Origin of the sequence: Xenorhabdus bovienii (assembly GCF_024721015.1) — a bacterium.
Lineage (GTDB): Bacteria > Pseudomonadota > Gammaproteobacteria > Enterobacterales > Enterobacteriaceae > Xenorhabdus > Xenorhabdus bovienii.
The window spans coordinates 1-16,088 of the sequence record NZ_JANAIF010000026.1 but is presented as its reverse complement, the minus strand read 5'-3'; the positions used below and the strand labels follow the sequence as shown (position 1 = coordinate 16,088).

Below are 16,088 nucleotides of genomic sequence, written 5' to 3'. Positions count from 1 at the left end.
CATAATAATTCATTAATTTAGTCTCTTACATGGATTAGTGGGAACATCACCTGACCAAATCTTATTTTTCATCTTCATCTGGAGTTTTCTTATCTCGTCTCTTGCTTGACGGTCACTAAGGTTACCGGCGTCATGTCGGCGTTTAATTTCTTCTATACTCTGTCTTACCTCACCAGAATATGTATTGTGATTACTGCTATGGAATACTTTCATCCCCTTACCAACATCATCCTGCATTGCTTTTTTACTGCCGGGGATATGAATACCATTTTCCACAGAGTTCATTCTTCCGCCGATACCAATCTTATCCAAGAATTTCTGGTTTTCCTTCCAGATTTCAACCGGGATGACATGGTGAGCAGATAACCTGTCATACTTTTTCCCTGCCATCGCTTTATCTAAAATACTGCTATCCGATAAGCCATAGGGATCGACCCATCCCGTGGGATTATACACATATCCATAAGGATTCAATCCGCCTCTTAAATTAAGGGGGTCGGGTGTCAAATACTGCCCATTTTCAGGATTATAGTAACGAAAACGATTATAGTATAGCCCGCTTTCCTCATCTTCATACTGCCCTGCAAATCGTAAATTACAGCCAACGTGATAATCCGGGTCATTGGACGCAATCACCTGCGAGCGTTCTGCTTTGCCCCATGTGGTCAGCCTATGCGCCCAGACCAGCCCGCCTTCCTCATTGAGCATTTCACGTGGCGTTCCTTGATGGTCACTCACAATGTAATGCAGCTTGCCTTTCTCAAAACGAGCTGAGGGCGTCAGTGTGCCGGGTTCATATAACCAGCGGATGCGTTGATCTTCCACTGGGGTGCCATCCGCATATAAAGGTGTTTCCTCAACCAGTTGGTCACCACTCCACAGATAATCATGTCCGTAGATTTCTGAGGTGCCTGGCGTCAGATCCGGTCTGCCATCTAACCACCTTTTCAGATTCGCCGCGGTGAGTCTTCCATCGTGAATTTTGAATTTGCGTATTCGTCGGCCAAAAGCATCGTACTGATAGTGCCAGCGCGAGCCATCGGGTGTTTCACACTGCGTCAATTGATTCAGTACATCCCAACGGTAACGCCAGACTTGCGGCCGGAACCCGTCACGTTGCTCCGTTTTTTCAATCAGCCGCCCATTGGTGTCATAACGATAGCGGATATTACCGTGCTGTACCACCCGCCCGGCCTGCTGGCGCTGATCGATTTGCGTCAGTGCGCCGTGAGCGTCCACCGGCAGATGTTGACTCAGGTTACCGTTAGCATCATAACTGAACTGCTCTTCGTAAGGCCGTGCACCTTGATACAGTGTCTGAGCTATCTGTCCGTTCGCATTGTAACGGTAACGGGTCTGCCCCCAGCGGCCATCATCAATCACCCGGATGTTGTATGCCCGATCATATTGCCAGCTACGGTTGACTGCAGTTGCCTGTGGCGGGAAGTGGGGATCGTTCTGTTGCAGGGTTTCCCGGAACAGCGTTGTCGCCCGTCCTGCTGACTGATGAGCCAGCAAACCGGTTGCGGTGTAACGGCTGGCGAGGATAAAACCGGAGACACTTTCCCGTACAATTTCTTGTCCCAGCGGATCATGCTGTAAAGATAACGGGTTATGCTGGTTAAACTGGAAACGGTTTAACCAACCCATCCGGTTATAACCAAAATGCAATGTGTCCCCACCCAGTGTTTCTGCGGTCGGCAGGTCATTGAGATCATCCCATTCATGGGTAATTTCACGTCCGTTCAGACGCTCGCCAACCAGATGTCCCGCCTCGTCATAATCAAATTCCACCACCGTATCCGCTGAGGTGGCACGGGTCATCCTGCCTCGGGTGTCGTAGACATAATCAGTCACTGCCTGTAACTCAGAATGCAGTTTCCCTGCCTGCCAGTATTCCTGCCGCTGAACCTGGTCCTTGGCGGTATAATAAAAACGAATTAACTGGCCGTTGGGATAGCGTATCAGCGTCCGGCGGCCTGCACCGTCATAGGTATATTCGACTGTCCGCCCGGTAAAATCGGTTTCACGGATAATTTGCCCGGCTAAATCCCGCTCATAGCGATACGTTTCACCCGTTGCCATTGTCACGCTGTTAAGGCGAATTAAACGATCATAACCAAAATGCAGAACCGTACCATCCGGGCGGGTGAGCTGGGTCAGCAGGTCAAATGCCCCATACGCATAACGTGTGGTGTTCCCCTCACCGTCCGTGACCGCCGCGATCCGACGTTCATTGTCATAGTCAATGTGCTGTTTCACCCCATCCGGAAATTCAATCTCTGTGACACTGCTTTCCGGACTGGCATGAAACGCGCAGTGCTGATAACGGGTTTGCTGACCCAGCGCATCCGTCATACAACGCAGTCGTCCCAGTTCGTCCTGTTCGTAATGTGTGGTGTAACCGTTTGGTGCCAGTACCTGATGCAATCGGTGTTGTTCATATTCATAACGCCACTGGGCACCATCCGGTAATACCCGTCTGAGGATTTCGCCATGTTGATTGTAACGGTATTCCTCACGCCGTCCTTGCGGATCCGTCACGGCGTCCAGAGCACCTTGTTCGCTGTAGTGAAAAATCCATTTTTTGCCGTCCGGCAGTATGGCCTGCAACAGCTGGCCATACTCATCGTAATCATAGGTAAAAACTTCACCGGAAGGCAGCATGAGTTGGGTTAACTCACCGTAGGACGTGTATTCGAAGGTGGTTTTTCTGCCCAGCGGGTCGGTTTCTGAGAGTTTATGATCCAGATCCCATTCCAGTACTGTTTCCCGTCCCAGCGGGTCAACTTTGCGGGTGATCTGGCCATCTTCGTTGTACCAATAACGGGTACAACCGCCTTCTGCATCCAGATAGGTGGTCACTTTGCTGATATCATCATATAAAAAACGATCCTGCCAGTAGCCTTGTGGGGTACTGACCGAGGCCACCCGTCCCCGGTTGTCATACTCCATCGACACGTTGGTGGTGTCCGTATCATGCCAGCAGGTCATATAGCCGCGGGGATCATATTCGTGCCACAAATGACTGAACTGAAATGAATGACATTCTGACAGGTAGCGTTGTGCATTATACCGGCAAGTCACCAGTGTCTGGCGAAGCCCTTCTGTCAGGTATTCAATGGTTGTCAGCCGGTTCTGGTCGTAATTCAACAACAACCGATAACCGTCGGAATGGGTGATCTGCGACAGCCGGTACTTTCTCTCATCAAACGGATCTTCGTAATGGAAATCAATGCGGTTGTGGTGGCGATCAGTGATGGCTGACAACAGACGACGCTCACTTGTGTGCTGTTCAAAACTCAGGGTCAATTGTGTCTGACGGTCAAACAGGTGCAACCCTTCAGCCAGTGTCCCGAACAACAGGTAATGTCCGGCATGCAGGTTTACGGAAAAGACCTTTTCCTCTGGCGTGTGGAAGGTGTAAACGACGCCATCGGCATCAGTGAAGTGGGTCACTTCGCCATCCCGTCTTAAATGCTGTGACCAGTCATCCGCCCACTTCAAGCCAAACAGTCCCGAAAAATCCGCCGTTGAACGGTAGGTTCGGGTCAGTGACAAGGGCAGGGTGCCGGACAGGGAGAGCATCGGCCACTGTTGCAAAAAATCGCCCGTTGCCATATCGACCGGATCACCACAGTTATCGTCTGCCTTCGGTTTTTTACTTTGTTTCTGCGTCGATTCTTTCGGCTTATCAGATTTGGTCACCCCTTTTTTGTTGCGCGGGAACGGCAACAATCCGGCAATAACCACCGCCCACTGCAAGGCTTTGTTGCTTTCCTCCATAATAGGAAGCCGTTCACCCGTTTCCTTCGTAATTGAAATTGACCCGGCTGCACTGTTGATATTGGCGTCACAGGAGGTACGGTGCCCCAGACGGGCAATGCCCTTACCATTGGCAAACACGGTCTTTGCCCCTTCGGCGACTACACCGGGAGGATGGTCACTACACATAACCGGATCCCCGATACGGGCTACTGGTTTCCCTTCAAAGAACACATTGGGTGAGCCTTTGACAATAGTGCCTTTATTACTGCCATATTGTCCGAGCGCGGCACCAATCCCCGCACACGCGCCACCGACAAAACCACCTGCCGCTGCGGCGGCGGCAATGACTACCAGTGCGGTACCGCCGGTCGCAATAATGGCACCCACCACCACTGCCCCCAGCAAAATACCGCCCAATGCCCCCCACAGCCCCGCACTTTTGTTCTGGTGGGCAATCGCATCACCCTCTCTGGCCGGGTTTTCACCTTCTGTAGCTACAGTACTCATGCCTGCCATTGACGCAATCGTATGACCAATTTTATCGCCCACATACATACCCGCAGCCCCGCCTGCTGCGCCAGTGGCTAATCCCACAGCAAAAGGTGCAGCGGCCCCGGTTGCCACTGCATAAGCACCACTGGTCGCCAGTGTGGCATTCTCAAACGTTTCACTTTGTAAAAATTCCAGTGCCCGGTCAGACGTCGATTTTTCTGTCCGGGGCGGTACAGGTGCAGACTGCTCTCCCTGTGAGGATGATGCCCGGTGATTTTTTGCTGGAGGCTGATGAGGTCGGTGTGCCGCGGCGGCACCCATTATGACACCCTGTGTGACACTCATGGCTTTCTCTCCCTGTTATCCATTGTCCGTTTGCCCGTCACGGGGCTGGAAGGTCGCCATCATGGCCAGCATCTGTTCCCGCTGTGTGGCCGTCATTTCACCCTGACAGGTACCGGTGAAAATCAGGACTTGTTCGGGGACATTCAGCATCATCATCAATTGATGTACCGGGCCACCCGGGGCTCGCCAGCGAAATTCAAAGGTCTCGGTCTCAAAATTGTTCAGTTCGCCTGACTCATGGGTGATGGCCTCATAGTCCTTGAGCTGTTTACTTATGGCCGTCATTTCCCGTTCCGCAAACTGGCTGAATGCCAGTCCCCACGGTAAGTTGTCGCGGGAGACAGTAAAACTGGTGCCGTTTTTTTCATCCTGACTGTTCAACACGAGAATGCTGGCATCCTGCCAGCTGGCGGGCAGCATGACAGAGCCTTGATTGAAGTGGAAAGGGGCGAGATCATGTGTATTGTTCATGGAAATTCCTTCTTGCTGCAATTTAAAAAATCAATGCAGGTTATTTGTTGATGTTAATCTGACCACCTAATACGGTGACCCCGCTGTCGTTTAGCTCAATACTGGCGCCCCCAAAGGAAATTTTGATGTTTGTTTTCGTCATTTGGAGGGTGCCGCTGCCCACTTTCAACGTGATATCGTCTTCCGCTTCATACAACTGTGTCCCCGCGCCGGCTTTACCCGCCATCGTTTTCACCTGCACCACATTGGCTTCCGTACTGCGTTTTTGGCAGACATTTTCTGTCAGGTTGCCCTGTTCTACGGTCTTGTTCTCATCTCCCGTCTGGATGAGCAGGCTGCGGTTACCAGCCTCCACGACCAGACTCTGGTCATTTTTTACCGTGGTGTGCATATCCTTCTGTGCATGCAGAGCAAGCCGTTCACTGCCTTTGGCATCCTCAAACAGCAGCTCGTTATATCCCTCGCCTTTGTGGGTTTTTGAGCGGAAGGCCATCTGGGTTTTGCTGCCCGGCAGCCCGCCCGGCGGGATGTTGCTCGCATGGTAGGTTCTGCCGGTGACGATGGGCTGATCCGGGTCGCCATGCAGAAAATCCACGACCACTTCCTGACCGATGCGCGGGATAGCGAGCATGCCCCAGCCCTGTCCCGCCCACGGCTGGGTCACCCGGATCCAGCAGGAACTCTGGTCATCGGATTTGCCGTAGCGATCCCACGGGAACTGGAGGCGGATGCGTCCGTACTGGTCACAAAAGATCTCTTCCCCGGCAGGCCCCACCACTTTGGCAATCTGTGGGCCGTCAATGCTCGGTTTCGGCAGCGGTGTCGGCCGCCAGTGCTGGTTATGGCGGATGAAGCTGAACTGGCTGTGAAGCGTGGTGCCGTTGCCGCTGGTGGCCGTTTCCAGAGCACCCGGTTGGTTTCCGGAATGGCTCGTGCTCACCACCTGCCATGGCTGGTTCAGATCAGCCCGCGGGTGGTTGGTCAGAATGAACAGTTTCCCCGGCTGGATGGCAATCGCGTGACCGTGCCCTTGTCCGGTGATCGCATCGTTACGCAACGCTTCCAGCCGGTAGCGGGTGAAGGCTTTGCCATGGGCTTCGTCCTTGAACCGGCCGGGGTAGTCATAGTGCTCGTAATACTGCTCCTGTAGCTGTTCGTCCTTCATCTGTTCACGAAATTCGGCCGGCCATGCTGGATTTTTGAAGGTGTAGTCCTTCAGCTCAACCTTGGCCGGGCGTACCTGCGCGCTGCTGGTGAAGCTGGTCACCGACGGCTCGCCGGTGGTACTGATGTCACCCGGCTGATAAGGCAGCATAATGCCCGGCGGCACTGAACCGGCGTCGTCGGCGAACACCAGCGTGTTGCGACCGTTGCCGCATTCAAAGAAGTAGAAGATGCCTTCTTCCGCCGTCAGCCGTTGCAGGAAGTCAAAGTCGCTTTCCTGATACTGGACACAGAATTCCCGTGCCGGGTGCGGCTGGCGCAGGCTGAAGACCACATCACGAATGCCGTGTTCTTTAAGCAGGGTGGTGAGAATGGTCACGATATCCTGCTGCTGGAAGATGCGTGAGTTCTGTCGCAGGGAAGTGCGCCATAAATCCGGGTAAATCGTCATCTGGTAGGTGGTCTGGTGCAGCCCGGTGTTGCCCTGTTCAAAGCGGGCGACGCAGCCACTGAGACTGCGCTGTTCTTTGCCATTCTGCGTAATGGTGAGCGTCGCACTGCGATCGAGGACAGACGGGAAGTCAATTGCCGGATCAGCGCTCGCCAGCCCCACGTTGAGGGTAAAGAGCCGGGAGAACCCTTCGTTCAGCGTAAAATCGGTGACAACGAACGTCTGTGGCGGCAGGCTGCCTGCCGTCAGGGTAAATCGCAGGCCGCTCGGCGCGGAGTTTCCACCGCTACCCGCCTGTTGCAGCGCTTTGGCTGCGCCGCTGTGTCCGGCCGCCGCTTGCTGCGCCAGACTCTGACCGCCGCTGAGCGGGCCGGCAAAACCGCCGGGTTTCATCAGGCCACTTTTATCCGTCAGGCCAGCGGTACCGGCACCACCCAGTAGGCCTGCTGCCTGTTTCGCCAAACCTGTTGCCTGCTTTCCTTTTTCCAGCAGGGATTGTCCCTGCTGTAACTTCGTCAGGTGTTTCTTCATTGACATTGTTTCGTTTTCCTTATTTTTTACTTGTTATCTTCAATGCTGTTTTCCGCGGGGGTTCCTTTTACTTAGGCAATAGGACGTCCGGGCAGGTATTCACTGCGTTCAGACAGAAAAAGCCTGTTATTCATGCACATTTTTTTCTTATTATGATGAGGTGGCGACTGTTTTATCGGCATATTTTTCATTTCATTCATTACAAATTATGTCAGGGGATAAATCCGGACTGTTATTTTACCGATAAAACGATGAATTTTATGAATGTGATGCCCGTTTTATCGACATTTGGGAAAAATCTTAGCGGACCGGTGCGTTTATTTTTCATTGTCAGAAAATCAATTAAGCACTGACTTTTACCGCGGCTTTCTTCACGCTGGCCTGATGTTTTGCAGTTGGGACGGAGATAATGAAAAAGCCTTGTTTAGTGTTTTTGCTGGGATGGGGGCTGTCATGGTGTACCTGTGCCAAAACGCTGGTGTATACCGACCGTCAGCATCCGCCAATGAATCTGACGCCGGACAGCCACGTTGTCTGGCTGGATAGGCCTGAACAACTTCAGCAACAGTACTTTGCCCTGCTTCCCGCTGACCTAAGGCAGGCGATGGAACAGGCACAAACAAGGCTGCAATCACCCCAGTGGCGTGAGCAGGAACAGCAACTTATCAACGCTTATCGTGCTGTTGTCCATGCCTGGCAATCCGGTGTGCGCAAATACCCGGCGGTGGTATTTGATGATCGTGATGTGGTGTATGGTACGGCCGATATGGCCAAAGCGACGGCGCTCAGGGAGCAGCATCAGCCATGAATACGTCACGCTTGGCTTTTCCGGTGGTTATCACGCTGGCCGCGGCGTTTACTCCTTTTTCACAAGCCACCCTCAATACTGCCCAAATCGTGGCAAGTAGTATCTCGCCATCCTGCATTCAATGGCGGGTCAGCGGCATTTGTTACTGGCTGTTTTGTTCCTGGCACGGCTGTACGGTGAAAACCTCGGTCAAAGTGACCCATTTTCTGCCGCAGGCGGTGGTCTCTACCTATCATGCGCCCGGCGGCAACCCGTGGTCTGAAATGGCTTACATCAGCCCGTTATCCGGCGGACTGGAAAATGCGGTAACGGGGGCGTTATCCGGCCTGACCACCGGCGGCGGCAATCACACGGTTCAGATTGCCGGGAAGCAGAGTCCCCGTCTGCGTTTCAAATACGCCGATGCTATCGGGCATCCCGCTACCACTCTGATTGGCGGACAAATCCCGGGGTATTCCTGTCGCAGTGCGGCCACACCGCTGATGCCTTATTTTCTGAGTACGCTGGATACTGTCGCGTGGCGCAGCGGACTGCCGGAGTCGCTTTATCCTGAAGCGCTTATCCCCGGTCTGCGAGAACTGGGCAGCCAGCCGGCGGGCAATATGTGGGGCAATCTCTACCCCCGTTCCGGTTTTGTCACGCAGGTTGATGAGGATAAAGCCGCTGCCGTGGTGGCACAGCGGGTGGCGGACATTATCACCCGTACCGGGCAGCCCCATGTTTATCAGCCACTGGCCGGGCAACGCCGTGACGGCTACTGGCCGCCGGCCCCGGTTACCGAAAATACCGGCACGAAAAATCACCAATGGCAACGGTTGTCACCACAGTTAAGTCAGTCCTGTGCAGTATTCCCGGATGGCCGCCACACAGCGGCGGCAGACAGCAATCAGGCGTATGCCCTGTGGCAGCCCTACAGCTGTTGCCAGCGGCGCGGGCAACGTTTTCTCGGCAGTACGGACATATAAGGAAAAAACAGGATGATAAGAAAACCGGGACTGCTGATTGCGGGCGGGCTGGCACTCGCTACCGCTCAGGTTCAGGCATCAGAACTGTCGGTTTCCTTACCGGCCGTCAGTCACAGTGCACTGGGGTATGGTGCACAAAGCAGCGGGGCGGTCTCCGATACGCTGTTCTACACTCTCGGTGGCGGCTCGGTGATTTCTGAGCCGGCCAGTCGCGCGGGGTCAACCAGGCTGGCCGGGCTGGAACTCGGCTGGCGTTCGGATTTGATGTGCGGCAATTTTGACCTGAAAACCACGGTCAGTAATCAGCTCAACGGTATCACGGCGGGCATGAAAAATCTGATGAGCGAAGTCATTCAGGGCGCCACCGGGGCGGTCGCCAGTCTCCCCGCCATGATAATCCAGCGGGCCAATCCGGGGCTGTATGACATGCTGACCAATGGCGTTTTGCAGGCCAATGTCGCGTTCGACAAAGCCCAGTTCAACTGCCAGAACATGACCAAGCGGATGGGGGATTTTGCGCAAAACAATAAATGGACGCAGTCTGCGGCGATGCAGGAATACAAGGCACAGGTTAACAGCGGGGATGCTGACGCGGTGCGGGCCAATAACGCCGGCACCAAAGCCACCGGGACGGGCGGGCATCCGTGGATTGGCGGCCGGAAGCAGGGAGGAAAAGGGCAGAGCGCCATTCGACCGACCCGTGATTTAGCCAGCGCCGGGTTTAATATGATGAACCATCAGCCGGTACTGAGCACTGCTACCATCCGGCATCAGGATTGCAGCGGCAGCAGCTGCACCAAATTCAGCAGTGCGCGTGAGGCGGCAGAAGCCGTCGTCAACGTATTGGGCGACCGGACAATACGTACTTGTGCCAACGCGGCGGAGTGCATCAGCGGCGGCGGGGCGCACCAACCGGGCGCGACGGTTGCCGGCACGGGTTTTGCACCCATGCTGGAAGCACAGACTCAGGCCAATATGGAACAGCTGGTGAAGCTGGTCAACGGGACGGAAAAAGTGACGGCGGTAAATCTGGCCAAACTGAAAACCGGCAGCCTGACGGTCACCCAGGGCGTGATCCAGGCATTGCAACGTGATCCGGACAATGCCGCGCTGACGGCACGTCTGGCGGGTGAACTGGCGATGGCAGAGACCACGGAGACGGCATTGCTGATGCGCCGGATGCTTATTACCGGCATGTCCGAACCCAATGCCGCCGCGCAGGCCGAAGCCCTCAATGAGGGCGAACGGCGGATTGCGGCGCTGGACAGGGAAATCAATGCCCTGAAAAATGAAATGACATTGAAACGCGAACTGGCACACAACGCCATCCTGACCATTATTGAGCGGGAAAACCACCGGATTGAAACACATCCGCAGAAACACGTGACGGAAAGCAGTGATAAGCGTTTCTATCAACTGGAAAATCCGGCAAACCGGGTGACGGGAAGGTAAGTGATGACCGGTAACGCAAAAGCATCGTCCAGGCTGAAAAAAGGCGCTGGCATCGTGCTGGCTATTGCGGCAGTGATAATCCTTACGTTGCTGACGGGCTGGGCAGGGATGTGCTATCCCGAACACCTGTTCGCCTTTCGTCACCGGATGGAAAACCATCAATCGCTGTGGCTGGTCTGGCGGTTAAGCCTTTATGCGCTGTTGGGCTGGGGCAGCCGGAAGATTTTTCAGGCAACGCAACATAAACCCGCGTACCGGACATCGTTGATCCGTATGATGACGGCCAGTCTGCTGTTTATCCTGCTGTGTGAATACGCCCTGTCAGGCAGCATGGGGGGCAGCGCATGACGACAAACAGTTATCTGGAATACTTTCTGACCCTGCTCGGCTGGGTGGTGAATAATGGCTTGTGGCAGGTACTGATTGCCACCGGGCTGTTTACCGTGCCGTTGTTGTTTAAAATCATGGCGCTGTGGCTGAAAATCCGTGAAGACAGCGTGGAAGAAGGCAATGCGGGGCTCCAGTCGCTCTCCCGTCTCGAAAATATCCTGTACGGGGCGTTCTTTGTCATGATCGCCTGTTGCGTCCCGCTGGTTCAGGTGAGCCTCAGTACCCTGCAATATGATCCGTCCCGGGCCAAAACCTGCGGCACCTGGACGCCGAAATCACCGCAGGAAACGGGGTATGCGCCGGTGATTTCCAGTCTGGGCGAACACACGGCTGCCGTGCCGGTCTGGTGGGCGGTGGTGCACCGGTTATCGAAAGGACTAACCCAGGCGGCGATTGCTTCCGTGCCCTGCCGGCCGGATTTACGGCAACTGCGTTTTGAGGTGCAGCACACCCGTATTGCCAACGCCGCACTGGCAGCAGAATTGCAGGATTTTACCCACGATTGCTATGCCCTGGCGCTTTATCAGTGGAAACAACGCGATCAGGGACAAACTGGTGATCCCGCGGTGCTGCAGGATATCGACTGGCTGGGGAGTCAGACCTTCCTGTCAGGGGATTACACTACCCTGCAATCACGCACACCCCGGGTACATTTTCCGTGGATGGCGAGCCGGGACAGCGGCCGGCCCGATACCGGCCGGGGCGGCTATCCGACCTGTAAAGTCTGGTGGTCAGCCCCGCAAACCGGACTGGAAGCCCGGGTGCTGGCACAGGCCGATCCGGGGCTGTGGCTGCGTTTGTCGGCAGCCCTGAAAATGCTGGGCAAGGGAAGCCGTGAATATAAAGAGGCGGTGATCCGTCGTCTGGTCAGTCCGGTCAACCTGACGGTATCACAGGAGGGGTATGTCTACGCGGGTTATGGCGGTAATGCCGATTTTACGGTCTGGAACGGCTCTAACCGGGCCGGGGCCTCTGCGGGGGTGATGTTGGGTGGCCTGCTTGCTTACCCGATGCTGGATGCCGTGCGGCAGGCGCTGCCGATGGTGCAGGCCGTTCTCCTGATGGCGCTGTATATCCTGCTGCCGTTGATCCTGCTGTTGGCTGCCTATGAATTTAAGACCGTCCTGACGCTGACATTTGTGATTTTTGCGCTGAATTTCCTCACCTTCTGGTGGGAGCTGGCTCGCTGGCTGGACAGTTACCTATTGGATGCGCTGTACGGTTCAGAAACCCACAGCCTGTTTAATCTGGCCGGGTTGCAGAACACTTCGGATGATTTAATCATGGCGCTGGTGATGGGGATGCTGTTTATTGTCCTGCCGATGGTCTGGCTGGGTGCACTGGCCTGGGCGGGGGTGAGAATGGGCGATATCAGCGGCATGATGAACCAGGGCGTGGGACAGGTCAGGCAGTCAGCCGGGATGTTCGGACAGATAGTGATGCAGAAGATGATGTCGAAAGGAAAGTAGTCAAGCCAGGGGAAAACTTAAGGGACAGGGCGTTATCCCTTAAGCAGAGTGTGAATGGTGTGTGAGTTTTATTTTTTCGCCTGTTTAACCTGTTTATCATTGTCCCGATAATTAAATATCAGATAAATATTCTTAACGGTGCAGGTCAGTGAGTTATTTAAATAACATTCCAAAATAGTGCTACACCTTGTACAACGTAAGCCCTTTGTATTCAAATGGTTGAAGGCACTATGTGTAGCAGCATTATGAAATCCTATTTAATGCAAATATATTATTGAATTAATATATTATTTTTCTTAATTCAGGGCGGTTTTATATTCCTTTTCTGTTTTTTCATATTGGAATTGTATTAACTCAATATTCATGAGGTACATCACAAAAAGCAAATAACTTAATGTCATTTCATTCAATATGACTTACACTAAAAACGTTATACTTGAGATGTTCTATTACATTAACTCTCTTGTTTCTGGTAGTAGACAATTTATAGAAGCCTCAATGGTCGAAGCCATTGAGGCTTCGCCGTTTATGATAATGAAAATAAACAAGGCCGGACCCAGCTTACCTATTCAGTTTAGTTTTTTCGCTATTGAATTAATAATGAAATCGGTTAAATTGGAACATCTTTAATATATTCTAAAATGGATCAGGGAAAGTGATGAGCGATACCGATAAAAAGGATAAGAGCAAGAAAATTCAAAAACAATCCAGTCATTTTATTCCTTATAAAACGACGTATGATTTGCGTTTAAATAAAAGAGAACCCAATTTAATCAACATACTGATGCAGATTCAGGGTTATGAATATGGCTTTTTGACGGTGTTAGGTGTCCGCCCTTTATCGCAACGGGGTAACCATAAAAACAGTGCCATCTATGTCGTGCGGTGCCGGTGTGGTAAATACGCCGTCAGGACGCTCAAGGCAATCAGAAATCCGGCTAATGTGACTGACATGTGTGAGCATTGTCTTCACCTGTACAACCTGAGGCGCAGAAACCTCTTTCTCACTGAGGGAAAAGAGGTTGGTTTGTCAGAGTTAACCGGTATTAAATATAAAAAAACTTTAGAAATTAAAGAATAAGGAAGCCAGATTGCGCTTCGACGTTGAATGCCCAGCATACACCTTATTCTCTCTCCGTAAGATCAGTTTGTCAGAGATGATAAAAGGGACATTTGACCCGGCCTGATACAAAGGCTACCATCCTGAATGTGACTACCTGTGATCTGATCGCCTGCAAGGATCACCTCTTCTGAGTGGCGAAAACAAAACTCTCGTAGCCTGCAAGGGAGAGCAAGATTGCGGTACATCTGCGAACTTTTGGAAGCAGATATCGTCAGACAACAACCCTCCGTCCGGCGATGAAAGTTACCCGGTGTCATTCACAACCGGCTTATCACGCAATACGGGCAGAGCATTCTTTGCCTCGTTCCGAAAAACATTAACCTGCGTTTTGAACACTGACGATAAACGTCCTGATCTCTGTACAGCGATTGCGCGAAAAGATCAGAGGGCGTCAATGATTTCAGCGTCCACTGTTATGCGGCGTCACTTGCGTAACAGCGGAGCGATTACCAAGTGACGCCGCTGGGCGGCCAACGTCCAGAGCACGTTCGGTCTGGCTTTACAACCCATTTGAACCCCGAATTACCCAGTGAAACCTCTAAAAATAGGCCATTGACTGACATTCCGTTTGATTAACGAACGATCGTCAGGTCTGGTTTTCAACCCGCTGCCTTGCAACAGGCTGATGCAGTAAAAAAGGAGAGATGACACACGTCAAGATAATGAGGCGTTCATTCTGAAAATGATCAGGCACTGAACGGGGAGCATACCATCGCCGTGCTGAGCACGCAGCGAGCTCCTGCAATAACTCAACACAACCTCGCCCTGCTACACATTGTCTGACGCACCACGGAACGGTGAACCTGAACCGACACGCAGGGACTTGTTTAAAAACGACTGAAAAATGCATAAAACAGAAGCAAAGTAGCAGGAGATGTGTGGATGGCGCAGAAATCGACACGTTCAAAGGTTGAGCTGTTCAAAAAAGCATTTATCACTCATGCCCGACAGGCGGGCGGGAGTTTTGTCACGGTGGCAGATCGTGAGCGGATTGCCCGGCAGTATCTGGATTACCTGAAAGACAATGGTATCAAGCTCCGGCAGATGGACAGCCTTAAAGCGAAACATATTGAGCGCTATATTGCCGGGCGTAAGGCTAATCATATCAGCCACCGGACACTACAGAATGAAATGTCTGTGCTGAGAGCCATTTTGGCGCAGGCCGGAAAACACAAGCTGGCAGCACCGGATAATCCGCGTCTGAGCAATCGGGCACTGGGTATTGCCGATACGAGCCGCAAGGGAACGAAAACTGCGCTGACACCGACAGCGTTTAGAGAAGTTTTTCAGCAGGTCGAGCAAAAAGATCGGGGTGTGGCGGCGGTGATGCAACTGGCCTATGTGCTGGGGTTACGCACCAAAGAAGCGGTGGAAGCCTACAAGTCCTTAGTGACCTGGAAAAAAACGCTGGAAAACGGTCATACGTCCGTGCGGGTGGTGTTTGGCACCAAAGGCGGTCGTCCAAGGCAAACGATTATACTGGATCGGGAAGCCCTGCAACACGCTATTGCGTATGCCGAGTGCGAACAGGCAGGGCGCAGCGGCAGATTGATTGATAAACCCACTATCACTCAGGCAATAGACCGTTACCGCTATATTGTCAGAAGCGCAGGACTGAACGGCAATAAAGCGCCGCACAGTATGCGCTACCATTTTGCCCAGCAATCTGGGGCGCATTACACAGCGCAAGGATTCAGCGAGCGGGAAGTGCTGGCCTTGGTGTCGATGGATTTGGGGCACGGAGATGGGCGTGGGCGCTATATTAGGCAGGTGTATTACCGGAATATTGAGAGTGAATAAGTGCATCACGCTTCTGACATTATTTTCAGTATCTCTCAGCTGATGCGTTCGGGCTGACCGCGACAGCCATCGTGTTGACGCGTATCGCGAGGCCGGATGAATCGAATAACGAGGCGTTCCGGTTCAGCTCCCTGCGGGAATATGCACTGAGCCACCCGGAAGCATCATCACTAATGTTATCAGCCCATGATGCTGTTAACCCTTTTCTTAAGCGCCTGACTGGGGAGCCAAAAACACCTTCCCAGAGCCGGGCAGATGTTTTCTTTCTTTAATGTTAAATCAAGGAAAAATACACCCTGAACTCGATTTTTTTACCGGCACCGGATGACAACGATCCTGTGTTACGTGAAGAGCTGTTTACTGTTCAGGTCACCGACCTGAGGCAACATCCGAAATCGCCAACGTTGCTGCGGGAGGAAATCCTGACGGTGTGCGAAGCACCCACCATCACGGAAGCGGTGCAGCTGCTGAAAGTGCTCCATCTGCTGGGTGATTGGCCGCTGCCGGAGACGTTCTCTCATCCGGTACAATGCGCTTTTTTCCGCTGATCGTTATGATTTATGACGCGCAGGATAACAGAGTGCGCGGCGGCCGGTTTTATGACGAGATTGTCTGGGCAAAGCCGGTGATGCTGGCATCAGAGCGCCTGTCACTGGCGCAACGGCAACAGCAACAGCAATTGTGTCAGTCGGCGGTACTTGAGCAGAGCTGGCAGAATACCCCGGCAGCGCGTGCCTTGCGGTATAAGGTGTATTTATTATCGTTGCATGGGGTGTCATCCCGGTTCTGTCGCATTAACAGAGCGCTAGCAAGAGAAAATGATGTAATTGTTTTTTATGCAGCCAATTGATAGAAAAAG

12 protein-coding genes and 1 pseudogene are annotated in these 16,088 nt (G+C 52.9%); 10 read left to right on the top strand and 3 right to left on the bottom strand.

All coding sequences use genetic code 11. The annotated features are described in order from the left end of the window. Positions 1-12: 12 nt before the first annotated feature. From NXS07_RS08900 to NXS07_RS08890, 3 genes are read right to left on the bottom strand one after another with little or no spacing between them, the layout of a single operon-like run. Positions 13-4,605 (bottom strand): PAAR domain-containing protein, encoded by a 4,593-nt coding sequence (locus NXS07_RS08900; RefSeq protein WP_080717788.1) that lies wholly within the window; start codon positions 4,603-4,605, stop codon positions 13-15. A 15-nt stretch (positions 4,606-4,620) separates the two neighbouring features. Next, a complete protein-coding gene (locus NXS07_RS08895) occupies positions 4,621-5,076 on the bottom strand; it encodes a DcrB-related protein (protein WP_038203062.1) in 456 nt (151 codons plus the stop codon). Between the two features lie 40 nt (positions 5,077-5,116). Further along, a complete protein-coding gene (locus tag NXS07_RS08890; protein WP_038203059.1) occupies positions 5,117-7,228 on the bottom strand; it encodes a type VI secretion system Vgr family protein in 2,112 nt (703 codons plus the stop codon). A gap of 403 nt (positions 7,229-7,631) precedes the next feature. Here NXS07_RS08890 and NXS07_RS08885 point away from each other — a divergent pair, with 403 nt between their 5' ends. The 10 genes and pseudogenes from NXS07_RS08885 to NXS07_RS08840 all read left to right on the top strand — a co-directional run bounded on the left by NXS07_RS08885 (position 7,632) and on the right by NXS07_RS08840 (position 16,079). Further along, entirely contained in the window at positions 7,632-8,030 is a 399-nt protein-coding gene (locus NXS07_RS08885) for a TIGR03757 family integrating conjugative element protein (RefSeq protein ID WP_038203054.1), read from the top strand. Further along, positions 8,027-8,995 (top strand): TIGR03756 family integrating conjugative element protein, encoded by a 969-nt coding sequence (locus NXS07_RS08880; protein ID WP_038216522.1) that lies wholly within the window; start codon positions 8,027-8,029, stop codon positions 8,993-8,995. Before NXS07_RS08885 ends, NXS07_RS08880 begins: the two co-directional genes overlap by 4 nt. Before the next feature lie 12 nt (positions 8,996-9,007). Next, positions 9,008-10,447 carry an integrating conjugative element protein gene (locus NXS07_RS08875; protein ID WP_038216519.1) on the top strand — a complete coding sequence of 480 codons (1,440 nt, stop codon included), beginning with the start codon at positions 9,008-9,010 and terminating at the stop codon, positions 10,445-10,447. A gap of 3 nt (positions 10,448-10,450) precedes the next feature. Next, positions 10,451-10,795, top strand: a complete 345-nt coding sequence (locus tag NXS07_RS08870) for a hypothetical protein (RefSeq protein WP_038216516.1) — start codon at positions 10,451-10,453, stop codon at positions 10,793-10,795. After that, positions 10,792-12,306, top strand: coding sequence for a conjugal transfer protein TraG N-terminal domain-containing protein (locus tag NXS07_RS08865; RefSeq protein WP_238126501.1), 1,515 nt, complete (start codon positions 10,792-10,794; stop codon positions 12,304-12,306). The genes NXS07_RS08870 and NXS07_RS08865 overlap by 4 nt, the downstream gene beginning before the upstream one ends. Before the next feature lie 658 nt (positions 12,307-12,964). Then, on the top strand, positions 12,965-13,387 hold the full coding sequence (locus NXS07_RS08860; RefSeq protein WP_038216507.1) for a hypothetical protein: 423 nt from the start codon (positions 12,965-12,967) through the stop codon (positions 13,385-13,387). Positions 13,388-14,311: 924 nt separating this feature from the next. Continuing rightward, complete coding sequence (locus tag NXS07_RS08855) at positions 14,312-15,229, top strand: integrase domain-containing protein (protein WP_238126500.1); 918 nt, start codon at positions 14,312-14,314, stop codon at positions 15,227-15,229. A 38-nt stretch (positions 15,230-15,267) separates the two neighbouring features. Beyond that, a pseudogene (locus NXS07_RS08850) lies at positions 15,268-15,501 on the top strand (antirestriction protein); the annotation flags it as partial. Between the two features lie 66 nt (positions 15,502-15,567). Continuing rightward, the gene (locus tag NXS07_RS08845; RefSeq protein ID WP_258086565.1) at positions 15,568-15,777 is read left to right on the top strand and encodes a hypothetical protein; all 210 of its coding nucleotides are present in this window, start codon (positions 15,568-15,570) and stop codon (positions 15,775-15,777) included. 5 nt (positions 15,778-15,782) lie between these two features. After that, positions 15,783-16,079: a hypothetical protein gene (locus NXS07_RS08840; RefSeq protein WP_238126497.1), complete on the top strand. Its 297-nt coding sequence runs from the start codon at positions 15,783-15,785 to the stop codon at positions 16,077-16,079. The last annotated feature ends 9 nt before the right edge of the window (positions 16,080-16,088 follow it).